The following is a 21,773-nucleotide window of genomic DNA, read 5'->3' as shown; positions in this document are numbered from 1 at the left end:
ACCTCTTCTGTGCCCTGGCGCCCACCCGAGGTGAGGGCGTCAGCAGTCACCCCGCACTGGGACCGGGGCGTGCTGTCCAGAAGGAGCCGCCGCTTGCCGGTAACGCTGCCGGATTGAACGCCAAGAACTTGATCTCGGTCCGTGACACGTGGCGCGGCAGGTCGGCAGTTCAGGAGGACCATGGAGATACCAAAGCCAGACTGCAGGCACGGAACGAAGCCAACGGACCACTGTGGGACAAGTGGCGACGGCTGTCGGAGGGAGTGTTTGGTATGACATCCGAATCCTTCCCACCCAGCGGCAACGAGCCAGGCACCGGGCCACCGCAGCTCAGCGGGTTGCTGGATGTGCTCAGCGTCGCCGCGGTCGTGCTGAACGCCGACGGACGGATCGTGTTCTGGAGCCCGCAGGCCGAGGAGCTGTTCGGCTACAGGGCCCAGGAGGCACTTGGCCAGTACGCGGCCCGGCTATTGGTGCACGAGGAGCACCTGACGTCCGTCGTGTCGCTGTTCACCGACGTGATGGAGACCGGCCGGAGCTGGGCCGGTACCTTTCCCATCCGGCGCAAGGACGGCAGCACCCGCCTGGTGGAGTTCCGCAACGTGCGGCTGCTGGATGATCTCGGGCACGTCTACGCCCTGGGTATCGCGGCCGACCGCACCACACTCCAACGGGTGGAGACCGGCCTGGCCCTGTATGAACGGCTGATCAACCAGTCACCGATCGGAGTGGCTCTGCTGGACCCCGACCTTCACTACCTGATGGTCAACCCCGCGCTCGAGCGTATCGACGGCGTACCCGCCGAAGCGCGCATCGGCCGCCACCTCCGTGAGACTCTGCCCTTCCCCGACACCGACACGATCGAGTCGGCCCTGCGCCAGGTGCTGACTACTGGGAACCCGCTGCTCGACCAGTACGCGGTCGGCCGCGCTCCCGCCCACCCCGACACCGAGCACGCCTGGTCGCTGTCCCTTTACCGGCTGGAGGACCCGGGCGGGCGGGTCCTCGGCGCCGCGACCCTGGCCATCGACGTCACCGAACGGCACCTGGCGGCCACCGAAGCTGATCGGGCCCGGCGGCGCCTGGCCCTGATCGCCGAAGCCTCTGTCCGCGTAGGGACCACCCTGGATGTCGACCTGACCGCCCGTGAACTGGCCGAGATCGCCACGCCCGATCTCGCCGACGTGGTCGCGGTAGACGTCCTCGACGACGTTCTGGCCTGCCGCCGCACCGGCACACCGGACAGGGGCCCGGAACTCTTCCGCGCCCTCGCGGTCAAGGCAGCCTTCCCCACCGTGGCCCTCCGCGCCGCCGACCGTGCCGGTGACCCCGCCGCGTACGACAGCGACCGCCTGGTCACCCTGTGCGTACACACCGGAAGGCCGGTGCTGGTCCGGCATGTGGACGACGAGGACCTGCAGCGCATCGCCCGCAATCAGCAGGCCAGCACGCTCCTGGCCCGCGCCGGTGTCCACTCCTACCTCGCGGTGCCGCTCATTGCCCGGGGCGAAGTGCTCGGCGCCCTGGACCTCAAGCGCACCCGCAACCCGCTGCCCTTCGACGAGGACGACGTCATCCTGGCCAGTGAGCTGGCCAACCGCGCCGCGGTCAGCATCGACAACGCCCGCTGGTACCAGAGCGTGCGCAACGCCGCAGTCACCCTCCAGCGCAGCCTGCTGCCGGAGCACCCACCGCACCTGGTGGGCCTGGAGGTCGCCTCCCGCTACCAGCCCGCCCAGGCCACCAGCGAGGTCGGCGGCGACTGGTACGACGTCATCCCCCTACCCGGCGACAAGACCGCGCTGGTGGTCGGGGACGTGATGGGCCACGGGATCGATGCCGCCGCCACCATGGGCCGCCTGCGCACCGCCACCTGTGCCTTCGCGGACCTCGACCTGGCCCCCGACGAAGTGCTCCAGCACCTCGACAAGATCACCTGCGGTCTCGAGCACTACATCGCCACCTGTATCTACGCGGTCTACGACCCCCACCGAATGCAGTGCCACATCGCCAACGCCGGGCACATGCCACCCGCGCTGGCCCGAGCCGGCCCCGCCCCCCGGCTACTCGACCTTCCCACCGGCGCCCCCCTCGGCGTCGGCGGCATCCCCTTCGACACCACCACCGTGAACCTCACCACCGGCGACCTACTGGTCCTCTACACCGACGGCCTCGTGGAGACCCGCCACGACCCCATCGACCAACGCCTGGAGATCCTCCTCAGCCTCCTCAACGAACCCAACAACCCCCTGCAACAGACCTGCGACCTCCTCCTGCACACCCTGCGCCACCCCGATGACCACGACGACGTCGCACTCCTCATCGCCCGAACCCAGTAAGCCGCACAGCACGTGCCACGCCTCACCGCCGAACGCACACACCTGGTCGTTTGCACGGGACTGCGGACAGAGCCGTTTTCAAGAATCGCCATCAGCGTTGGAGGGGTGCGGTCGTGACCCACGTGGCTGGTCTCACCAGCTTCTCTGACTCGGATGGCGCAAGGGGCCTGAGCCACCGACCGGCGGGGGTGCTGCCAAGGAACGGTGCCGACGGCTTGTGATAGCACACGCAGCCTCCGACTGCTCTCGGTACGGACGTCTGTCGGCCGTCCTGACGCTCAGGTGACGCTCGCTCTGATGGGCCGTCACTCGTGTCGAGCAGTTCCAGGTGAACGCCGGTCGCCACTGACTACTGCGTCTGGCCGCCCGGCATGTACCTATGTTGACATAGGTATGTTGGCGTACCTATAGTCGAAGTGTGCTCGATTCCAGTGCCTCTGGCCGGCAGAACGACCACGTGGCCTCGGTCCTCGTGGCGGTTCTGCCTGTGCTGAACAGGGCGCTCGAGCGGCAGGTGATCCGGGACTTTCCGTACCCGACGCTGCCGGAGGGGCAGCTCGCTCTGCTGCGGCTTGTCGAGGAGCGTGCGGGCATCACGGTCCGTGACGCGGCGGACGCCCTGCTGATGAAGCCGAACAATGTCAGCGCCCTCGTCGCCCAGCTCACCGAGTTGGGGCTGTTGGAGCGCAGGCGGGATGCCGTCGACAAGCGGGTCGCTCATCTGTACCCCACGGCGCTGGCCACGGAGCGACTCGCGGAAGCGCGGGGGCTGAAGGAAGTCCACGTGGCGCGTCTGCTGGAGTCCCTCACCGACGGGGAGCAGGACGCTCTCGGTTCGGCCTGTGGCGCGCTGCTGGCGTTGACCCGGCGCTTCTACTCCGCCGACTGACCTTCCGGCACCGGTGCTCAGGGGCGAGCGCCCGGCCGCGCGCGCAGCCCGCACCTCGAGCGCGCCGCCCCCCGCCGCGCCTCCCCCCCCCGTAGTGGCGGCACGCTGCCGTATCTCCGCCTGTGCCGAAGGCTTTGATCCATCTCGTCGACTTGTCGACGTTCTCACCACAGACAAGGCACATGCATGCCCTCCACACCCGTGGACCACTTCACTCCGTACGCTCCGTCGCCACTGGGCGCCGAGCGGGGCCCGCGCTCCAATCCGTGGCTGACGCTGATCGCCGTCGCGATCGGTCTCTTCATGGTCAACCTCGACGGATCCGTGGTCTCGATCGCGAACCCGGAGATCGGCCGCAGCCTGCACGCGTCCACCGCCGACCTGCAGTGGGTCACCAACTCCTACCTCATCGCCATGGCAGCCGCCCTGATCCTGGGCGGCAAGCTGGGTGACCGGTTCGGGCGGCGCACCTACTACATGGCCGGAGTCGCGGGCTTCGTCGTGGCCTCCGTCATGATCGGGCTGATCGGCTCCGTCGAGGGCGTGATCGTCTTCAGCGCACTGCAGGGGCTCTGCGCCGCGCTGCTGATACCCAACACACTCGGTCTGCTGCGCGCCGTCTTCCCGCCGCAGAAGTTCAGTACGGCGGTGGGCCTGTGGGCCATGGTGGCCTCGTGCTCGACCGCGCTCGGACCGATCGTCGGCGGCCTGCTGGTCGAGCACGTCAACTGGGAGTCCGTGTTCTACATCAACGCGCCCATCGGCATCGCGACCCTGGTCTTCAGCGCACTCGTGCTGCCGCAGAGCAAGGACTTCACCGGCCGCCACCGCTTCGACATCCCAGGCGTGATCCTGCTGGCGCTCGGTCTGGTCGCCGTGGTCTTCGGCGTGATCAAGGGCGAGACCTGGGGCTGGACCTCGGGAGGAACCCTGGGCGCCCTGGCCGCCGGACTGGTCCTGCTGGTGCTCTTCGGCTGGTACGAGACCCGTGTCCGGCACCCGCTGCTGCCCATGCGACTGTTCCGCAGCCCGGCGCTGACCATCGGCACCCTCGTCACCGCGATCAACTTCTTCGTGCTGCTCGGTGTCATCTTCTTCCTGATGCTGTACCTGCAGAACGTCCGCGGTCTGACCCCGGTCGAGGTGGGCGTGCGCACCCTGCCGCTGAGCCTGGCCTCCGTGGTCGCGGCACCGCTGGGCGCGGCGCTGACCGAGCGGCTCGGAGCCCGCCTGTCCATGCCGGCCGGCATGCTGCTGGAGGCGGTGGCCTCCGTGTGGATGCTGACCTGGGACGCGCACTCCTCGTACGCGGCCATGTGGCCGCCATTCGTCCTGATCGGCCTGGGCGTCGGCATGGTCATGTCGGCCTCCTCCGACGCGATCGTCGGCAACGCGCCCGTCCGGGACGGCGGTGTGGCGAGCGGCCTGCAGTCCACCGCACTGCAGATCGGCGGCGCCCTCGGTACGTCCGTTCTGGTCTCGCTGATCAGCAGCCGGGTCGGAGCTACGCTCACCGGGGAGCTGACCGGCGCCGGGGTGCCGGCCTCCGCAGCACACGGCTTGAAGGAGGCCAAGGATGCCGTGGCCATGGGCATCGCGCCGGTCACGGACGGCATGCCCGCACAGCTGAAGGCCGCCGTCGCCGAGGGCAGCGGCAACGCCTTCATGAACGGTGTGCACGCCGCCGTTCTCGTCACCGCCGTCCTGTGCGTCGCGGGTGCCCTCCTCGCCGCAGCTGGCCTGCGCCGCGGCGCCAACTCGCCCGCCGCCGACGGCTGATGGCGGGTGGGGCGGAGAGGTGGGCCGAAGCCGGGCACACGGCCCGTCCGCCGCGCCCGGTGTGCGGCAGACGGGGTGGTGCGCGTCGATCGCCCCGGTGACGTCCTGAGGAGTCGCTGAGGTCAGGGATGGAGGACGGCCGGAGCCGATTCCGCTCCGCCGTCGCTTCCCGGAGCCGGCGGTACGGGTGCCTCGTCCTCGGCGGAACGGCGGGCGTGGAGCCCGATCATGCCGAAGGCGGTCAGGGCCGCGGCGACGGCGGCCGCCACACCACACACCAGGAACGCGGTGCTGAAACCACTGCCCAGGGCCTCCAGGGCCAGACCGTGCGCCGCGGATCCCAGGGCGTCGGGCGGCAGGCTGTTCACGGCGATGGGCCCTCCGGCCTCGGCGATCTCGCGTGCCGCTGCCGCCTGACCGCCCGGCAGGTCCGCGTCGGACAGGTTCGCCGCAAACGCCGCCCCCGCGTTGGAGAGGGCGACCGCGCTGACGACGACGGGGCCGAGGGCGAAGCCGAGGTCGCGCAGCATGTTGGTGGTGGCGCTGGCCATGCCCGCCAGGTGCAGGGGCACGCTGTTCAGCGCCACGGCCGTCACCGAGCTGACGGTCAGGGCGAAACCGATGCCGATCAGCAGGGCGGGGGCGAGGAACGCGCCGAGTTCCGGGTCGGTGACGTCCAGCCGGGTGAACAGGAGGCAGCCGACCGCCATCAGGGCGAACCCGGAGGTCAGCAGCCAGGACGCGGCGACCCGGTGCAGGAGGCGCGAGACGACCGGGATGAGTACGAAGGCGGGTCCCTGGAGGAGCAGGAAGAGGATTCCGACACGGATCGGGTCCTGGTGCTGCACAGGACCCAGCCACATGCTCATCGCGAAGCAGGCGCCGAGGAAGGCGAGCATGCCGATGACCGCGGCGACGGACGACACGGTGAAGGCCCGGTTGCGGAACAGCTTCAGGTCGAAGATGGGGGATTCGGCGCCCAGCTCCACCACGACGAATCCGGCGAGGAAGCAAATGCCGAAGGCGAAGGCGAGGATGACGGGAAGGGTGGTCCAGCCCGACTCGGGACCCTCGACGGCGCCGTACAGCACCAGGATGAGACCGACAGCGAAAGTGATCTGACCAGCTATGTCGAACTTGCGGCCCTCGGGCGCATTCGACTCCGTGGCCAGCACCAGGGTGAGCACCATGCTGACCAGGGCGAGTCCGACGAGCACCCCGAAGGAACCACGCCACGACCCGACCTTGGCGAACATGCCGCCGAGCAGAGGCGAGACGGCGGCGCCGGCGGACAGGAAACCGCTCCAGAGTGCCACCGCGTGCGCCCGTTCCCGCAGGGTGCGGGTGACGGCGGTGATCGCGGTGAGCGAGCCGGGGAACATGGCGCCGGCCCCCAGCCCGTTGAGGGCGGCGCCGATCCACAACACCTGCACGGTGGGCGCGAGCGCGGCCACGGTGCTGCCCGCGGCGACCAGGGCCGTGCCGGCCACGACCAGCCTTCGCCGCCCGAAGAGGTCACCGAGGACACCGAAGGTGAACTCGAAGCAGACCACGGCGATCATGAACGCGGCGGTGATCCACGTCAGCTGGGATCCGTGTGTGTTCAGGTCCTCCTGGAAGAGTCCGAGCAGCGAGGCCGGCAGCGCGTTCGCGACCTGGGCCACGAAGACCGCACCGCAGGCGGCAGCCAGTGTTCCCGCGTAGCCCGGTCTCCGGGCGGCCCCCGCGGTTGGGCCCTGGGACGTGGGCGTCCCGTTGTTGAGCGTCATTGCTGTTCTCCCTGGCTGGGGAAGGCGGGCGTCCCGGAAGCGGGAGCCCCGAGAGCGTGAAAGCGCTCGGCTCGGCGCACGCGGTGGGGGAGAGGGCACGTCGCGAGTCCGGCGTGGTGTCGTGGAGGATGACACTTCGCTTTACGTCACGTCAATGAAATGCGCACAACTTAAAATCAGCAGTCTTGATGTAAGGCGAGCCGGGGGCTCAGAACCGCTCGGCCAGGTCCGTCTCCAGGGCGCGCGCGGCGGCGTCCAGAGTGGCCACCAGGGGCTGCAGGCGGTGCGGGTCGTAGCGCACGGTGGGCATCGACACCGACAGGCCGGCCAGCGCGGTCCCGTCCCGATCACGTACCGGTACGCCGACGGCGATCAGACCCCGCTCGGACCGTTCCTTGTTGACGGCGAACCCGTTGCGCCGCAGCCGTTTCAGCTCCGTGTGCAGGCGGGCGAGGTCCGGTCGGTCGGCCGGACGGTCGCGGTAGCGCTCGGGGGCGTACACCTCGTCCAGTTCCTCGTCGGAGAGTTCGGCGAGCAGGAGCAGTCCCGCCGTGGTGCGGTGCGCCGGGAACACCATGCCCTCCCGGGAGCCGACCCGCAGGGCCTGCCGGCACTCGACGCTGGCGATGAACCGGGCCGTGTCCCCGGTGCGCACCGTCAGGTTCGCGGTCTCGTCGAGCAGATCGACGACCCGGTGCAGGTGGGGCAGGGCCGCCGCACGCAGCCGTGAGACCAGGGACTGGGAGTGCGCGGCGAGTTCCAGCACCGGTCCCGCGCGGTAGAGGCGGTCCTCGTCCTGCACGGCGAAGTCCCGGTAGACCAGCATCGCCAGGATCCGGTGGGCGGTGGACCGAGCGACGCCCAGCCGCTCGGCGATCTGCGAGACGGTCGTGCCGCCCTCCATCTGCAGGATGGTCGCCGCCCGCAGCGCGTGGTCCACGCTGGCGATCGGGTAGGGCGGCGGTGTCTTCAGCGGCTTGTCCATGGCGCGTCCCCTGATTCTGCTCTCCAGAATCTCCATGTTCCCTCACCAGACGCGGCGCACGCTGATGCCGTGACTGAGACCTCCATAGCCCAAGACACCGCCACGGGTTCCCCGGTCCGGCTCCAGGCTGTCGCCGCGGAGGGGCAGCCCGAGGTCACCCCGGCGCTCGAAGAGCTTTACCGGGGCTTCGAACAGGAACTGCTCGTCCCGCTGTGGACCGAGATCGGCGACCTGATGCCGGCCCACCCGCGCTCGCGTGCCGTGCCGCACCTGTGGCGCTGGGAGAGGCTGCGGGAGCTTGCGGACCGGGCCGGCGGCCTGGTGCCGGTCGGCCGGGGCGGTGAGCGCCGGGCCATCGCGCTGGCCAACCCCTCCCTCGGCGGCAGGCCCTTCGCCACGCCGACGCTGTGGGCGGCCATCCAGTACCTCATGCCCGGCGAGGACGCCCCCGAGCACCGCCACACCCAGCACGCCTTCCGCTTCGTCGTCGAGGGTTCGGGCGTGTGGACGGTCGTCGGCGGCGACCCGGTGCCGATGAACCGCGGTGACTTCCTCCCGCAGGCGGGCTGGAACTGGCACGCCCACCACAACGCGACCTCCGAGCCGATGGCCTGGATCGACGGTCTGGACATCCCCTTCCAGTACGTCACCGAGGCGCAGTTCTTCGAGTTCGGCCGCGACGAGATCAGCGACGCCGAGCGGATCACCCCCGTGCGGTCGCGCTCCGAGCGCCTGTGGGGTCATCCGGGCCTGCGCCCGCTGTCGGCAGTACCCGCCACGCCGGGCAGCCCGCTGCTGTCGTACAAGTGGGAGTACACCAACGCGGCCCTGCGGGACCAGCTGCTGCTGGAGAAGGAGGGCTTCGGCGGCACCGTCGAACCCGGCCACGCCGCGGTGCGCTACTCCAACCCGCACGACGGCTCCGACGTCCTGCCGACCGTCCGCGCCGAGTTCCACCGCATCGCCCGCGGCGCCGAGACCGCGCCGGTGCGCGAGACCGGTTCGTCGGTCTACCAGGTCTTCGACGGCTCCGGCCTGGTGACCGTCGGCGACACGTCCTGGACGGTCACCCGCGGCGACCTGTTCGTCGTCCCGTCCTGGGAACCGTTCGCCGCCAGGTCCGAGGCCGGCGCCACCGACTCCGACGAGGGAGCCCTCGACCTCTTCCGCTTCTCCGACGCGCCCGTCTTCGAGGCGCTCCGGCTCAACCGCACCCAGAAGGACGCCTGACCATGAAGCTCGCCACCATCCGCACCGCCGACGGCACCCGGGCGGTCCGCCTCGACGGAGACCTCCTGGTCGACCTCGGGTACGCCGACCTGGGCGAGCTGTTCGCCGAGGACGGCTGGCAGGCCAGGGCCGCCGCAGCGTCCGGCACCACCTACCCGGCCGAGGCGGCGGACTTCGCGCCGGTCGTCCCGAACCCCTCCAAGGTCGTCTGCGTCGGCCACAACTACACCAACCACATCAAGGAGATGGGCCGGGATCTGCCGAGTCACCCGACGCTCTTCCCGAAGTTCGCCGACACCCTGCTGGGCGCGCACGACCACATCGTCAAGCCGGCCGAGACCGACGCACTCGACTGGGAGGTCGAGCTGGCCGTCGTGATCGGCAAGCAGGTGCGCCGCGCCGACGAGCAGCAGGCCGCCGACGCCATCGCCGGCTTCACCGTCATGAACGACATCTCGGTGCGCGACTGGCAGTTCCGTACCATCGAGTGGACCCAGGGCAAGATCTGGGAGGCCTCCACTCCGGTCGGCCCCTACGTCGTCACCCCCGACGAGGTCGGCGGCGTCCGCCCCGCGCTCGAAGTGAAGACGGTCGTCGACGGCCAGGTCATGCAGCAGGACGACACCGGAACGTTGCTGTTCGACCCGGTCTTCCTGGTGCAGTACATCTCCACCGTCATCACCCTGCGTCCGGGCGACATCATCGCCACCGGCACCCCGGCGGGCGTGGGCAACGCCCGCGACCCGAAGGTCTTCCTGCTCCCCGGCCAGACCGTGGTCACCGAGATCGCCGGCCTGGGCGCCTGCACCAACAAGGTGGTCGCGGAATGACCGAGGTCACGCGGACCTTCGCCGACGCGCGCGCGTGGGCCCGCACGGGCACCGAGCTGATGCTCGACGCCGTCGCGGGCCTCGACGAGGCCGGCTTCTCGGCCCCGAGCGTGCTGCCGGAGTGGACCCGGGGGCACGTCGTGGCGCACGTCGCCGCCAACGCCGACGCCCTGTGCAACCTGGTGCACTGGGCGGCCACCGGCGAGGAGACGCCGATGTACGCCTCCGCCGAGGAGCGCGCCGCCGGTATCGCCAAGGGCCCGGCCCTGTCGGCCGACCAGCTCCGATCCTGGCTGACCACCTCCGCGCACCGGCTCGCGGAGGGACTGGACGGGCTCACCGACGAGCAGTGGCAGCAAAAGGTCGTCACCGCCCAGGGCCGCACTGTCCCCGCCACCGAACTCCCGTGGATGCGCGCCCGCGAGGTGTGCGTCCACGCCGTCGACCTCGGCGCCGGCGTCGTCACCTTCGCCGACCTCCCGAAGGGATTCCTGACCGCCCTGGTCGCCGAGATCAGCGCCAAACGCGGGCTGACCGAGCTCCCCGACGGCCCCCTGCCCGAGGTCGCCGCCTGGCTGGCCGGCCGTCCCCACTTGCTCGCCGACGCCCCCGAGCTCGGCCCGTGGCTGTAGAGGAGTGCATCCCATGTCCCACCCTGATGTGATCGTCGTCGGCGGCGGCATCGGCGGCCTCGGCGTCGCGTTCTCGCTGACCCGCCAGGGCCAGAGCGTCCGCCTGCTGGAGAGCGCCCCCGCCTTCGGCGAGGTCGGCGCCGGCATCCAGCTCGCCCCCAACTGCACCCGCATCCTCGACGACTACGGTCTCCTGGAGGAGGCCAAGCGCCTCGGCGTCGTCCCGGACGCGATGGTCATGCGCGACGCCGTCGACGGCGACGAGCTGACCCGGCTCGACCTGCGCGACCTGGAGAAGCGCTACGGCTACCCGTACCTCGTCATCCATCGCAGCGACCTGCACGGCCTCCTGCTGCGTGCCTGCGAACGCGCCGGTGTCGAGCTGATCAACGACGCACGCGTGACCTCGTACGAGAACACCGACGGGGGCGCCCGTGTGACCGTCGCCTCCGGCGAGACCCACGAAGCGGGCATGGTGATCGCGGCCGACGGCCTGCACTCTCCGGCCCGCAAGCTGTTCGTCGACGACCAGCCCGTCTCCTCGGCGTACGTCGCCTACCGCGGCACCGTGCCTGCCGAGCAGCCGCGGGTGAAGGCCGTCGACCTCAGCGAGGTCGTGGTGTACGTCGGCCCCGGCTGCCACTTCGTCCACTACGGCCTGCGCGGCGGCGAGATGCTCAACCAGGTCGCGGTCTTCGAGTCGCCCAAGGCGCTGGCCGGGCAGGAGGACTGGGGCACGCCCGACGAGCTCGACGCCGCCTTCGCCAAGACCTCCGACTTCGTCCGGGAGGGTCTGCTGTTCATGTGGCGGGACAAGTGGTGGCGGATGTTCGACCGCGACCCGATCATGAACTGGGTCCACGGCCGGATCGCGCTGCTCGGTGACTCCGCGCACCCACCGCTGCAGTACATCGCACAGGGCGCGATCATGGCGATCGAGGACGGCTGGGTGCTGGGCGAGCACGTCGCCCGCAACCGTGCCGAGGACGGCACGGTCGACTGGAGCACCGCGCTCGCCGCCTACGAGGCCGTCCGCCCGGAGCACTGCCGCCGCGTGCTGACCACCTCCCGCAAGTGGGGCGAGCTGTGGCACCTCGACGGTGTCGCCCGCGAGCAGCGCAATGTGCTGCTGCGCGTCCGCGACACGTACGACTACGCGTTCACCGACTGGCTGTACGGGCCGACCGCGCTGACGCCGGACGAGGAGCCGGAGATGTTCACGCCGGTTCCGCTGTCCTCGGCGGCCGTCGGGGAATCGGTGCTCGCGGGTGACGCGGCATGAGCGACGCCTACCTGTACGCGGCGGCCCGCACCCCGTTCGGCCGGTTCAACGGGGCCCTCGCCGGGGCGCGCCCCGACGACCTCGCCGCCACCGCGCTGACCGGCCTGCTCGCCAAGGTGCCCGGCCTGGACCACGCCGCGATCGGAGACGTGGTGTGGGGCAACGCCAACGGCGCCGGTGAGGACAACCGCAACGTCGGCCGGATGGCGGTGCTGCTGGCGGGTCTGCCGGTGAGCGTCCCCGCCACCACCGTGAACCGGCTGTGCGGCTCCAGTCTGGACGCGGCGATCATCGCCTCGCGCACCCTGGAGTCCGGCGACGCGGATGTCGTCGTCGCCGGCGGCGTGGAGTCCATGACCCGGGCACCCTGGGTGTTGCCCAAACCGGACCGGGCCTACCCCGCCCGCGATGTCACCGCCGTCTCCACCACCCTGGGCTGGCGGCTGGTCAACCCGGCGATGCCCAAGGAGTGGACGGTCTCGCTGGGGGAGAGCAACGAACTGCTCCAGGAGAAGTTCTCGATCTCCCGTGAGCGGCAGGACGAGTTCGCGGTGCGCTCGCACCGGCTCGCGGCCGCCGCCTGGGACGACGGCTTCTACGACGACCTGGTCCTCCCGACGGAGGACCTCGCCCGCGACGAGGGCATCCGCCCCGGCACCGACCCCACGAAGCTGTCAGCACTGACACCGTCGTTCCGCCCGGACGGGACGATCACGGCCGGCAACGCCTCCCCGCTGAGCGACGGGGCGTCGGCCGTGCTGCTGGGGACCGGGGCGGCGGCCGGCCGGATCGGGCTGGCCCCTGTCGCCCGCGTCGCCGGGCGCGGCGTGCACGCGGTCGAGCCGCAGATGTTCGGCTTCGCCCCGGTGGAGGCGGCCGAGAAGGCGCTGCGCCGGGCCGGGATCGGCTGGGGCGACGTCGGCGCGGTCGAGCTCAACGAGGCGTTCGCGGTCCAGTCGCTCGCCTGCGTGGACGCCTGGGGCGTCGACCCGGAGATCGTGAACACCCGGGGCGGCGCCATCGCGCTCGGACACCCGCTGGGCGCCTCCGGCGGCCGGCTCCTCGGGACCCTGGCCAAGGTGCTGCGCGAGCGGCGACAGCGCTGGGGCGTCGCGGCCATCTGCATCGGCGTGGGCCAGGCCCTCGCCATGGTCCTGGAGAACGTGACCGACGAGGTGAGCAAGGGATGACCACGACCATCGCCGCCACTGCCGACGAGGCCGTGGCGGGCATCGAGGACGGCTCGACGGTCCTGGTGGGCGGATTCGGTCTGGCGGGCATGCCGTTCGACCTCATCGACGCCCTCATCCGGCAGGGCGCCGGCGACCTGACCGTGGTGTCCAACAACGCCGGCAACGGGGACGTGGGCCTGGCCGCGCTGCTGAAGGCCGGCCGGGTGCGCAAGGTGATCTGCTCCTTTCCCCGGCAGAGCGACTCCTACGTCTTCGACGGCCTGTACCGGGCCGGCCGGGTCGAGCTGGAGGTCGTACCGCAAGGCACCCTCGCCGAGCGGATGCGGGCCGCAGGGGCGGGCATCGGCGCCTTCTACAGCCCGGTCGGCGTCGGCACCCCGCTGGCGCAGGGCAGGGAGACCCGGGAAATCGGCGGACGCGTCCACGTCCTGGAGTACCCGATCAAGGGCGACGTGGCTTTGATCTCGGCGCACCGGGCGGACAGCGTGGGCAATCTCGTCTACCGCAAGACCGCCCGGAACTTCGGCCCCGTCATGGCCACCGCGGCCGGCACGGTCGTCGCCCAGGTCACCGAGATCGTGCCCGTCGGGGAGATCGACCCGGAGACCGTGGTCACCCCAGGCATCTACGTCGACCGCCTGGTGCGGGCCGAGGCCCGCCGACTGACCGTGCAAGGAGCCCGCTGATGACGACCGCAGCCACCACCGTGGAGCACACCGGCCGGGGCCCGCTCACCACCGACGAACTCGCCGCCCGCATCGCCCGCGACATCCCGGCCGGCTCGTACGTCAACCTCGGCATCGGGCAGCCGACCCGGATCGCCGAGCACCTGTCGCCGGACGCGGGGATCGTGCTGCACACCGAGAACGGCATGCTCGGCATGGGCCCGGCCGCGACCGGCGACGAGATCGACCCCGATCTCACCAACGCCGGGAAGGTGCCGGTCACCGAGCTGCCGGGGGCGGCGTACTTCCACCACGCCGACTCCTTCGCGATGATGCGCGGCGGTCACCTGGACGTGTGCGTCCTCGGGGCGTTCCAGGTGTCCCAGCACGGTGACCTGGCCAACTGGCACACCGGTGACCCCGACGCCATCCCCGCCGTGGGCGGAGCGATGGACCTCGCCGTCGGAGCACGGCAGGTCCTGGTGATGATGAAGCTGTTCACCCGGGACGGCGCCCCCAAACTGGTCCCCGCGTGCACGTACCCGCTCACCGGACCCGGCTGTGTCCACCGCGTCTACACCGACCACGGCGTCCTGGCCGTCGGCCCGGACGGGGTCCGGGTCCTGGAGACGTACGGCATCACGGTGGCGGAACTGAGGGAGCGGCTCTCCGTGCAGTTGCACGTCTGAAGCCATTACGTCAGATAAAGATCGCGAATGGCATGTAAAGTGAAAGTCCGGTGTGTGCGTTCGCCATGCAGAGACGGCGTTAGGATCTCGGGCATGGCGAACCTTCGTGAGGCACAGAAGCAGATGACCCGCCGTCTGCTGCTGGAGTCGGGACTCGAGCTGTTCAAGACGAAGGGGTACGCAGCCACCACGGTCGACGACATCGCGACCGCCGCGGGCACCACGCGCGTGACCTTCTACGCGTACTTCCCCTCGCGCAGTGACCTGATGAGGGCACTGATCGACGAGCAGCTCAACGAGGTGCTGCAGCGCGTCCGCTCTCCCGAACACGGTTCCACGGCGCGGGATCTGGTGGCCACCGTCGCCGAGGGGACGCCGGAGGCGATCATGGCGTGGCTGCGGCGGACCGCCGAGAGCTGGCCGGCCATCCGGCCGATCATCCGCATCGGCCGCGACGCCGCGGTGATCGATCCGGAACTCCCCGACCTGGTCGAGCGGTGGCTGGAGGAGGCCATCAGCGACATCGAGGACGGGCTGACCGCGGCCGGGCGCCTCGAACCCCACCAACGCCACTTCCGGGGCGTTCTCGCCATGTCCCAGCTCGACTATGTCGCCCAGCACTGGGACGGTGCCGACTGGAAGATCACGCGCGACCAGATGCTCGACGAGCTCGGTGCCAGCTGGGTGCGGCTGCTGAGCTGACCGGGGTCAGAGCCCCGCCGCGACGTCGAAGAGCAGCGCCCGGAGCCACTCGATGAAGTCCTGATCGGCCAGCCGGGGGTTCCAGACCATGTCGATCCCGAGTCCGGGAAGCGGGAAGGGGAACTCCTCGATCCGCACGTCGGCGAGCGTGCGCATGGCGGTGGCGACCCGGTAGCGCAGGAGGGCGACGCCGCCCGCGCGGGCGACCAGGAAGGGCACCAGCAGGAAGTCGGAGCTCAGCTGGCCCACCCGGTAGGGGATGCCCTTGTCCTCCAGCACGGAGTAGGGAAAGACCCGCCGGTCGGTGTCGACGACGATGTGCGGCTGTGTCGTCAGGAGTTCGAGCGCGCCGACGTCCGGTGGGGTGTCCGGTGAGGCCACCACCACACAGCGGTCGTCGTACAGGCGCTCGCGCGGATACGGCGAGAAGTGCCCCTCGGAGATCAGCACGACGTCGACGCCCTGATCGGTGAAGGTCGCCTCGGTCGGCACTGTGATCGTCCGCAGTCGCAGCGTGGCGTGCGGAGCGCGCTCGGTGACGAGCCGGGTCAGCCGGGGCCCCACGACGAACGCCGTGCTGTTCGTCATGGCGACCGTGATGACCCGCCGGTCCGTCGCGGGGTCGAAGAGGGGGAAGTTCACGATGCGTGCCGTCTGCTGCAGGGCACTGCGCAGCGGCCCCACCAACTCCAGTGCGCGCGGTGTCAGCGTGACCCCGCTCCCTTGCCGGACGACGAGGTCGTCCCCCAGCATGCGCCGCATTCTCGTCAGGGCGTGGCTCATGGCCGGCTGGGACAGACCGACCCGCTCCGCGGCCCTGGTCACCGAACGCTCCTCGAGGAGCGCGAGGAGGGGCACCAGCAGGTTCAGGTTGACCGAGGCCAGCCGGTCCAGGCCCGAACCCGTGGTGTCCCGATCCTCTGTGCTCATGCGGCGAACCCTACGTGGCCGTCCGGGTCATCCGGCGCAGCCGGGGGATCGGGATCCGGTAGTTGAGCGCCACGGCGTCACCGGTGCCGTCCTCTTGCGACCAGCGCATCAGCGCCGGACCGCCGCCAGGCCGTCCCTCGACGTACTCCGGCTCCCCTTCAACCGGCAGGTTGCCCACCGCCTTCAGACTCAGTCCGAACTGCTCCGTCCAGAAGTACGGCTGAAACTGCAGCGGCGGAGCCTCGTCGCCGCGGACGAGTGCCCGCGCCGCGACCTTCGCCTGCTCGATCGCGCTGCTCCACAGAGGGATGCGGCGCAGTCCCTGCGGGGTGGGGAAGGCCGCGAGATCGCCGACAGCCGCCACGTCGGGGCGGACGAGACCGCGCTCGTCGACCGGGATGGCGCCCTTGGCGATGAGTCCCGATTCGGCGAGCCACTCGGTGTTGGGAACGTCGCCGGCGGCGGTCAGGATCACCTCGGCCTCGAGAACCCCGCCCTCGTCGAGGACGACCCGGGTGCTTCCGTCGCTCCCCTCGAGCCGGGCGGCCGCGGTCTCCACGACGGTGAGACCCTGGCCCAGGGCGGCCTTGACGAACACGTCGGCGAGATACGGGCCGAGCTGGAGAATCAGCGGCGCGCCCTGGGAGACGAGCGTGACCTTGCAGCCGCCGGCCAGACATCCGGACGCGATCTCCATGCCGAGTGGGCCGCCGCCCACCACGACGACCGACGGCCCGGTCGCCAGCCGGCCGCGCAGGGAGAGCGCGTCGTCGAGTCCGCGCAGGGTGACTTCCCCGGGCAGATCGGAGAGACGTCGCGCCCGGGAACCGGTGGCCAGAACGACGCGGTCGTACGGTAGCGCCGTACCGTCGTCGAGCATGACGAGCCGGCGGTCGAGGTCGAGGCCGGTCGCCCGTACGCCCAGCAGTTCGCTCGCCCCGTGGCCGGCCGGCGGCAGCTCGTGCGACGACGTGTCGTCACCGTCGAGCAGGAGCGACTTCGACAGGGCCGGGCGGCTGTATGCCGGGTGCTGTTCGTCGCCGACGATGGTCAGCTCGCCGTCGAAGCCGGCCTCGCGGAGGGTGTCGGCCGCGGTGAGCCCGGCGATCCCGTTGCCGACGACGACGACGCGCTTCAGGGTGCCGGCGCTCATACGACCCTCAGCGCCGCGACCGGGCACACACGGACGGCGGCGTTCGCCAGGGCGGCGTCGGCCTCACCGACCTCCTCGCGGTCCAGGACCAGTTCGCCCTCGTCGTCGAGGTGCATGAGCTGCGGCGCGGCCTCCTCGCACAGCCCGTGGCCCTCACAGCGGGGGCGGTCAAGGACGATCTTCATGCGGGGATCACCTCCAGGACGGGGAGCTCCTCGATGCTCCGGGTGGTGTTGCTGGGGACGCGGACCTCGGGTCCGGCGACGAGGCGCTCGACACGCCGGGAGAGCGCCTCGATCACGGCGTGGGCCTCCAGGCGGGCGAGCCCCTGGCCGGCGCAGCCGTGGGGGCCGTAGCCGAACGACAGGTGGTCGACCGGATTGCGCTCGACGAGGAAGGCGTCCGGGTTCTCGTAGTGCCGGGGGTCGCGGTTGCCGGCGCCGAACAGGATCGCGACCTGTGCGCCCGCCGGGACGACCGCCCCTTCGATCGTGACGTCCTTCGTGACGCGTCGGCCCCAGGCGTGGACGGGAGCCCAGAAGCGCAGTACCTCGTTGAACGCCGCGGGGACCAGCGACGGGTTCTCGCGGACCAGGGCGAGCTGGTCGGGATGCCGGGCGAAGAGAGCGACGATGTTTCCGATCGCCGCGATGGTGGTGTCGACGCCGGCCCCGAGGTACTGGTGGATGATGTGGCCGGCCGTGTCCGCAGGGATGGCGCCGCGGGCCTCGGCCTCGAAGATGCCGCGGCCCACGGACCCCTCCGCGAGGTCGTCGGCCTCGACCTGGGAGCACCAGGCGTAGAGCTCGCCGGCGACGGGGAAGTTCTCGGCCGTGCGCTGGTTCATGGGGCCGAGGACCTGCATGGCGGCCTGTCCCCAGCGGAGCATGTTGTCGCGTACGTGACCGGTGAAGCCGATCAGGTCCGCGACGACCTCCAGCGGGAAGGCCCGGGCGAGCGCGTCGATGGCCTCGAAGGAGCCCTTCTCGACGAGCGCGGCGACGAGAGCGTCCGCCTTCGTCTCGATCCCGGCCTTGAGACCGCGCAGCGCACGCGGGGAGAGGTTCTCGGTGAGCGTGGCGCGCAGCTGGGTGTGCACGGGCGGGTCGGACGCCAGCGAGGTGCCGGTGAGCGCCTCGTTGGCCATCGGATTGAAGGCGATCGAGGCCGAGGAGAACGACTCCCAGTCGGCGAGGGCGCCACGGACGACGTCGTACCGCGTCAGCGCGTAGACGTCGTTCTCCGGGAGGTGGACGACGGGGCCCCGTTCCCGGAGTTCGGCGTAGACGGGGTAAGGATCGAGGACTTCGTCGGCGAAGAGGTCGACGTCGGAGGTAGGCGGGGTGTTCATGCCCCACAGTGAAGTGTCCGACCTGATATCGAACAAGTGAATGCTTTACATGCCACGACATGCACGATCTGCATGTGTCATGCGCTCGACAATACCCGGCAAGGGGATCGGTCACATTCGCGCAACCCTTGGCGAATTGTTTTTTCGTGGTGTTCGTTTCATTGACTCCATGTAAAGCGAATGGCTACCGTGACCGCAGCCACAGGGTGCGCGGGCACCCCACACCGGACATGTGAGGCAAGGCATGAGCGTCGAGAGCAACACCGTGAACACCGTCCTGGGCCCGGTGCCGGCCACCGAGCTGGGTGTCGTCTCGGTCCATGAGGCGCTGCTGTCGGTGGTGCCAGGCGCCGAGCACGCCTTCGACATCACCATCGACCGCGCCGAGATCTTCGAGACCCTCGCTGCGAAGCTGAAGGACTTCCGCGCCCACGGCGGCGGCACGATCGTCGACAGCACCGGCATGTTCCACGGCCGGGACGTCCGGCTGTACGAGACCCTCGCCCGTACGACCGGCGTGCACATCGTCGCGTCGACGGGTCAGGGTCCCGAGGAGTTGCTCGGCGGTTACTTCCTCACGCCGCAGACCAACCCGCCGACGCCGTGGCCGGCCGAGAAGTTCGCCGACCTCTTCACCAAGGAGGTCACTGAGGGCATGGTGGTCCCGCGGGTCGAGCGCCGCGGCGCGGCGGGCCTGGTGGCCACCACCGCGACCCGCGAGGGCATGACCGCGACCGACGAGAGCCTGTTCCGGGGTGCGGCCCGGACCGCTCTGAGTACCGGCGTCGCGGTCTCCATCCGCTACGGGCGCGACGCCCCGCACGACCTGGACGTCGTCCTGGACGAGAAGCTGGCGGCCGACCGTGTCGTCGTCGGCGGACTCGACCGCAAGGACGCCGTCGCCGCCGGAGCACCCCTGGAGGTCGCCCGGCGAGGCGCCTACGTCGCCCTCGACCACGTCGGCGTGGAGGACGGGGAACACGTCACCGACGCCGAGCGCGCCGCCCTGGTCGCCGACCTCGTGCGGGCCGGCCTCGGCAACCGGATCCTGCTCTCGAGCAGCGCGACCGGGGTGGCGAAGGGCCACCCCGGCAACGACCTGCCGTACAGCCATGTCCTGACCAGCTTCGTCCCGCTCCTGAAGACACAGGGTCTCAGCGACGAGGACGCGCGGCGGATTCTCGTGGAGAACCCGCGCGACCTGCTGTCGGTGCGCTGAGCGCGCCGGCACGAACGACCATCAAGTCTCTTACTCAAAGGTGAGTGTTGTGTCGAGAGTGAACACGGTCCTGGGGCCGGTCCCGGCCGAGGAGCTGGGACTCGTCGCGGTCCACGAGCACATCGGGTACGGCATGCCCGGCTCCGAACTGGACACCAAGTGGTGGAAGACCCCCGAGCAGCGGTACGAGGAGACCGTTCCGAAGCTGCGCGCGTTCCACGAGTACGGCGGCGGCACCTTCGTCGACGCGACCGGCATCTGCAACGGCCGTGACGTCGACTACTACAAGTCGCTGTCCGCGAAGACCGGCGTCCACATCGTCGCCTGCACCGGTTTCGTCGGCGGCGACACCGCCCTGCCGCACTTCGCGAACGCCGACGTGGACTACCTGATGCGGCAGTTCGTCCACGAGATCACCGTCGGCATCGGCAGCACCGGCGGCCTCGCCGGTGTCATCAAGGTCGGTGTCAGCCGTGGCGGCCGCATGACGGACCTGGACAAGCGGATCTACCGCGCCGCGGCCCGCGCCTCGCTCACCACGGGCGTGCCGATCCTGACCCACCTCGCGATCGACGCCGAGAACGCGATCGCCATCTTCGACGAGGAGGGCCTGCCGCTGGACCGCGTCCTGTTCGGGCACGTCGACGACGGCGTGAACGCCGACAAGACGCGCGACGTCTGGATCGCGGAGAAGGGCGGCCGCATCGGCTTCGACACCTTCGGCTACGAGACCGAGCTGCCCGACCCGCCGTTCTGGGCCCGCCCCCGCAAGGAGCGGCTGGACCACTTCATGCGGTTCATCGACGGGGGCCGGCGGCTCAAGCAGGTCCTCGCCTCCGCCGACGCCAACTGCAGCCCGCTGGGCTGGCCGGGCGTCGAGGGCCACACCGTCAACTACATCTTCGAGGACCTCATCCCGGACCTCCGCGCCGCCGGTCTCGACGAGGCCGCCATCGAGACGATCTTCGTCGACAACCCGGCCGACTTCCTCACCCTTCAGAAGTAAAGAGAGAACCACCATGCAGTCCTCAGACCTGAAGAACCTGAAGATCGCCATCGTCGGAGCGGGGTACGGCGGCGCGGCGGCGGCCAAGGCCCTGAGCCTGCTCGGCGCCGAGGTCGACGTCTACGAGCAGGCCAACCAGATCCGGGAGGTGGGCGCCGGCATCGGTCTGCGTCCCGTCACCATGAACCGGTTCCGCCAGTGGGGGATCTTCGACGCGATCGCGAAGGTGACCTCGCCGAGCGAGTACTTCGAGATCCTCACGGCCACCGGTGACCCGATCATGAAAGAGACGTGGCCGGCCGACGGCGAACAGACCCATACCCACCTGATCCACCGCGGTGACTTCATCGACGCGCTTCTGGGCGTCCTTCCCGAGGGCATGGTGCACCTCGGCCACAAGCTCGAGAGCATCGAGGACAAGGGGGACAGCTCCGTCCTCACCTTCGCGGGCGGCAAGACCGTCGAGGCCGACCTGGTCGTCGGCGCCGACGGCATCAAGTCGGTGGTGCGGGGGCAGCTGTTCGGCGAGAAGGGCCCGGTGTTCTCGGGCGAGCACGCCTACCGCGCGGTCATCCCCGTCGACGCCGCCCACGGGATGGTCGTCGACGACAACCTCCGGATGTACATCGGCAAGGGCACGAAGATCTACCTGCTGCCGCTGCGCCACCGGGGCCAGGTGTCGTTCGACATCACCGCCCTGTGCCCGGACGGCACCTGGAACCCGCAGGTCACGAAGGACGACATGCTGAAGACGGTGGAGGGCTTCGACGAGCGCCTCGTGAGCATCACGCGCGACCTCGACATGAACACCGTGAACATCCGCGCCGTCTACGACATCGACCCGGTCGACACGTGGCACTCGGACTCCGTCGTCCTCGTCGGCGACGCGGCCCACTCGATGCTGCACCACCAGGGCCAGGGCGCCAACTCGGCCATCGAGGACGGCGGCGCGCTCGCCGACGCCCTGCGGCAGGCGGACTCCGTGACGGAGGCGCTGGCCCTGTACCAGGCCACCCGCAAGCCGGTGACCGACGAGCTGCAGCGCATCTCGCGCCAGGGGTGGACCGAGGCCGAGATCAACGACGTCTTCCCCGGTCAGAAGCCCGCCGCTGCCGGGCAGGAGTGACACC

Annotated in this window: 20 protein-coding genes; 14 read left to right on the top strand and 6 right to left on the bottom strand. The window is 70.4% G+C overall.

The annotated features are described in order from the left end of the window. Window positions 1-272 precede the first annotated feature (272 nt). The 3 genes from OIE49_RS04740 (at window position 273) to OIE49_RS04730 (ending at window position 5,007) form a co-directional block, all read left to right on the top strand. Window positions 273-2,339 carry a SpoIIE family protein phosphatase gene (locus OIE49_RS04740; RefSeq protein WP_326801210.1) on the top strand — a complete coding sequence of 689 codons (2,067 nt, stop codon included), beginning with the start codon at window positions 273-275 and terminating at the stop codon, window positions 2,337-2,339. 418 nt (window positions 2,340-2,757) lie between these two features. Continuing rightward, window positions 2,758-3,228 (top strand): MarR family winged helix-turn-helix transcriptional regulator, encoded by a 471-nt coding sequence (locus tag OIE49_RS04735; RefSeq protein WP_326801209.1) that lies wholly within the window; start codon window positions 2,758-2,760, stop codon window positions 3,226-3,228. Between the two features lie 186 nt (window positions 3,229-3,414). Further along, entirely contained in the window at window positions 3,415-5,007 is a 1,593-nt protein-coding gene (locus tag OIE49_RS04730) for an MFS transporter (RefSeq protein ID WP_326801208.1), read from the top strand. 122 nt (window positions 5,008-5,129) lie between these two features. On the opposite strand, the gene OIE49_RS04725 is transcribed toward OIE49_RS04730, so the two are convergent. Both OIE49_RS04725 and OIE49_RS04720 read right to left on the bottom strand, forming a co-directional pair. Beyond that, window positions 5,130-6,776, bottom strand: coding sequence for an MFS transporter (locus tag OIE49_RS04725; protein ID WP_326801207.1), 1,647 nt, complete (start codon window positions 6,774-6,776; stop codon window positions 5,130-5,132). A gap of 208 nt (window positions 6,777-6,984) precedes the next feature. Further along, a complete protein-coding gene (locus tag OIE49_RS04720) occupies window positions 6,985-7,761 on the bottom strand; it encodes an IclR family transcriptional regulator (protein ID WP_326806140.1) in 777 nt (258 codons plus the stop codon). Window positions 7,762-7,830: 69 nt separating this feature from the next. Here OIE49_RS04720 and OIE49_RS04715 point away from each other — a divergent pair, with 69 nt between their 5' ends. The 8 genes from OIE49_RS04715 (at window position 7,831) to OIE49_RS04680 (ending at window position 14,984) form a co-directional block, all read left to right on the top strand. Continuing rightward, a complete protein-coding gene (locus OIE49_RS04715; RefSeq protein WP_199836849.1) occupies window positions 7,831-8,991 on the top strand; it encodes a cupin domain-containing protein in 1,161 nt (386 codons plus the stop codon). Between the two features lie 2 nt (window positions 8,992-8,993). Continuing rightward, entirely contained in the window at window positions 8,994-9,821 is an 828-nt protein-coding gene (locus tag OIE49_RS04710; protein WP_326801206.1) for a fumarylacetoacetate hydrolase family protein, read from the top strand. After that, window positions 9,818-10,453 carry a maleylpyruvate isomerase N-terminal domain-containing protein gene (locus OIE49_RS04705; RefSeq protein WP_326801205.1) on the top strand — a complete coding sequence of 212 codons (636 nt, stop codon included), beginning with the start codon at window positions 9,818-9,820 and terminating at the stop codon, window positions 10,451-10,453. The genes OIE49_RS04710 and OIE49_RS04705 overlap by 4 nt, the downstream gene beginning before the upstream one ends. A 28-nt stretch (window positions 10,454-10,481) precedes the next feature. Beyond that, window positions 10,482-11,735: an FAD-dependent oxidoreductase gene (locus tag OIE49_RS04700; protein WP_442812341.1), complete on the top strand. Its 1,254-nt coding sequence runs from the start codon at window positions 10,482-10,484 to the stop codon at window positions 11,733-11,735. Further along, window positions 11,732-12,925: a thiolase family protein gene (locus OIE49_RS04695; protein ID WP_326801203.1), complete on the top strand. Its 1,194-nt coding sequence runs from the start codon at window positions 11,732-11,734 to the stop codon at window positions 12,923-12,925. The genes OIE49_RS04700 and OIE49_RS04695 overlap by 4 nt, the downstream gene beginning before the upstream one ends. Then, window positions 12,922-13,614 (top strand): 3-oxoacid CoA-transferase subunit A, encoded by a 693-nt coding sequence (locus OIE49_RS04690; protein WP_326801202.1) that lies wholly within the window; start codon window positions 12,922-12,924, stop codon window positions 13,612-13,614. The genes OIE49_RS04695 and OIE49_RS04690 overlap by 4 nt, the downstream gene beginning before the upstream one ends. Continuing rightward, on the top strand, window positions 13,614-14,282 hold the full coding sequence (locus OIE49_RS04685; RefSeq protein ID WP_326801201.1) for a 3-oxoacid CoA-transferase subunit B: 669 nt from the start codon (window positions 13,614-13,616) through the stop codon (window positions 14,280-14,282). Before OIE49_RS04690 ends, OIE49_RS04685 begins: the two co-directional genes overlap by 1 nt. A 93-nt stretch (window positions 14,283-14,375) precedes the next feature. Continuing rightward, window positions 14,376-14,984, top strand: coding sequence for a TetR/AcrR family transcriptional regulator (locus OIE49_RS04680; protein ID WP_326801200.1), 609 nt, complete (start codon window positions 14,376-14,378; stop codon window positions 14,982-14,984). Between the two features lie 6 nt (window positions 14,985-14,990). Here the strand turns inward: OIE49_RS04680 and OIE49_RS04675 are convergent, their stop codons facing one another. Genes OIE49_RS04675 through OIE49_RS04660 form a run of 4 tightly spaced genes read right to left on the bottom strand, consistent with a single transcriptional unit; the run spans window position 14,991 to window position 18,418 of the window. Beyond that, a complete protein-coding gene (locus tag OIE49_RS04675) occupies window positions 14,991-15,914 on the bottom strand; it encodes a LysR family transcriptional regulator (RefSeq protein WP_326801199.1) in 924 nt (307 codons plus the stop codon). Between the two features lie 10 nt (window positions 15,915-15,924). Then, window positions 15,925-17,067, bottom strand: coding sequence for an NAD(P)/FAD-dependent oxidoreductase (locus OIE49_RS04670; RefSeq protein ID WP_326801198.1), 1,143 nt, complete (start codon window positions 17,065-17,067; stop codon window positions 15,925-15,927). Beyond that, window positions 17,064-17,252 (bottom strand): ferredoxin, encoded by a 189-nt coding sequence (locus OIE49_RS04665; RefSeq protein ID WP_100572037.1) that lies wholly within the window; start codon window positions 17,250-17,252, stop codon window positions 17,064-17,066. The genes OIE49_RS04670 and OIE49_RS04665 overlap by 4 nt, the downstream gene beginning before the upstream one ends. Beyond that, entirely contained in the window at window positions 17,249-18,418 is a 1,170-nt protein-coding gene (locus OIE49_RS04660) for a cytochrome P450 (RefSeq protein WP_326801197.1), read from the bottom strand. The genes OIE49_RS04665 and OIE49_RS04660 overlap by 4 nt, the downstream gene beginning before the upstream one ends. A gap of 244 nt (window positions 18,419-18,662) precedes the next feature. Here OIE49_RS04660 and OIE49_RS04655 point away from each other — a divergent pair, with 244 nt between their 5' ends. From OIE49_RS04655 to OIE49_RS04645, 3 genes are read left to right on the top strand one after another with little or no spacing between them, the layout of a single operon-like run. Further along, a complete protein-coding gene (locus tag OIE49_RS04655) occupies window positions 18,663-19,637 on the top strand; it encodes a phosphotriesterase (protein ID WP_326801196.1) in 975 nt (324 codons plus the stop codon). Between the two features lie 49 nt (window positions 19,638-19,686). Then, complete coding sequence (locus OIE49_RS04650) at window positions 19,687-20,643, top strand: phosphotriesterase family protein (protein WP_326801195.1); 957 nt, start codon at window positions 19,687-19,689, stop codon at window positions 20,641-20,643. A 13-nt stretch (window positions 20,644-20,656) separates the two neighbouring features. Next, window positions 20,657-21,769: an FAD-dependent oxidoreductase gene (locus OIE49_RS04645; RefSeq protein WP_326801194.1), complete on the top strand. Its 1,113-nt coding sequence runs from the start codon at window positions 20,657-20,659 to the stop codon at window positions 21,767-21,769. Window positions 21,770-21,773 lie beyond the last annotated feature (4 nt).

The sequence above is a fragment of the Streptomyces sp. NBC_01788 genome, from assembly GCF_035917575.1.
Lineage (GTDB): Bacteria > Actinomycetota > Actinomycetes > Streptomycetales > Streptomycetaceae > Streptomyces.
The sequence above is the reverse complement of the archived record's forward strand: the minus strand, read 5'-3'. Positions and strand labels throughout refer to the sequence as shown.

Bases quoted from the DNA above. Each gene is read 5' to 3' on its own strand.
- OIE49_RS04690 (WP_326801202.1), top strand. From the start codon at position 12,922: ATGACCACGACCATCGCCGCCACTGCCGACGAGGCCGTGGCGGGCATC.
- OIE49_RS04725 (WP_326801207.1), bottom strand. From the start codon at position 6,776: ATGACGCTCAACAACGGGACGCCCACGTCCCAGGGCCCAACCGCGGGG.
- OIE49_RS04685 (WP_326801201.1), top strand. From the start codon at position 13,614: ATGACGACCGCAGCCACCACCGTGGAGCACACCGGCCGGGGCCCGCTC.
- OIE49_RS04645 (WP_326801194.1), top strand. From the start codon at position 20,657: ATGCAGTCCTCAGACCTGAAGAACCTGAAGATCGCCATCGTCGGAGCG.
- OIE49_RS04680 (WP_326801200.1), top strand. From the start codon at position 14,376: ATGGCGAACCTTCGTGAGGCACAGAAGCAGATGACCCGCCGTCTGCTG.
- OIE49_RS04730 (WP_326801208.1), top strand. From the start codon at position 3,415: ATGCCCTCCACACCCGTGGACCACTTCACTCCGTACGCTCCGTCGCCA.
- OIE49_RS04695 (WP_326801203.1), top strand. From the start codon at position 11,732: ATGAGCGACGCCTACCTGTACGCGGCGGCCCGCACCCCGTTCGGCCGG.
- OIE49_RS04675 (WP_326801199.1), bottom strand. From the start codon at position 15,914: ATGAGCACAGAGGATCGGGACACCACGGGTTCGGGCCTGGACCGGCTG.
- OIE49_RS04710 (WP_326801206.1), top strand. From the start codon at position 8,994: ATGAAGCTCGCCACCATCCGCACCGCCGACGGCACCCGGGCGGTCCGC.
- OIE49_RS04720 (WP_326806140.1), bottom strand. From the start codon at position 7,761: ATGGACAAGCCGCTGAAGACACCGCCGCCCTACCCGATCGCCAGCGTG.
- OIE49_RS04665 (WP_100572037.1), bottom strand. From the start codon at position 17,252: ATGAAGATCGTCCTTGACCGCCCCCGCTGTGAGGGCCACGGGCTGTGC.
- OIE49_RS04705 (WP_326801205.1), top strand. From the start codon at position 9,818: ATGACCGAGGTCACGCGGACCTTCGCCGACGCGCGCGCGTGGGCCCGC.
- OIE49_RS04740 (WP_326801210.1), top strand. From the start codon at position 273: ATGACATCCGAATCCTTCCCACCCAGCGGCAACGAGCCAGGCACCGGG.
- OIE49_RS04670 (WP_326801198.1), bottom strand. From the start codon at position 17,067: ATGAGCGCCGGCACCCTGAAGCGCGTCGTCGTCGTCGGCAACGGGATC.
- OIE49_RS04660 (WP_326801197.1), bottom strand. From the start codon at position 18,418: ATGAACACCCCGCCTACCTCCGACGTCGACCTCTTCGCCGACGAAGTC.
- OIE49_RS04655 (WP_326801196.1), top strand. From the start codon at position 18,663: ATGAGCGTCGAGAGCAACACCGTGAACACCGTCCTGGGCCCGGTGCCG.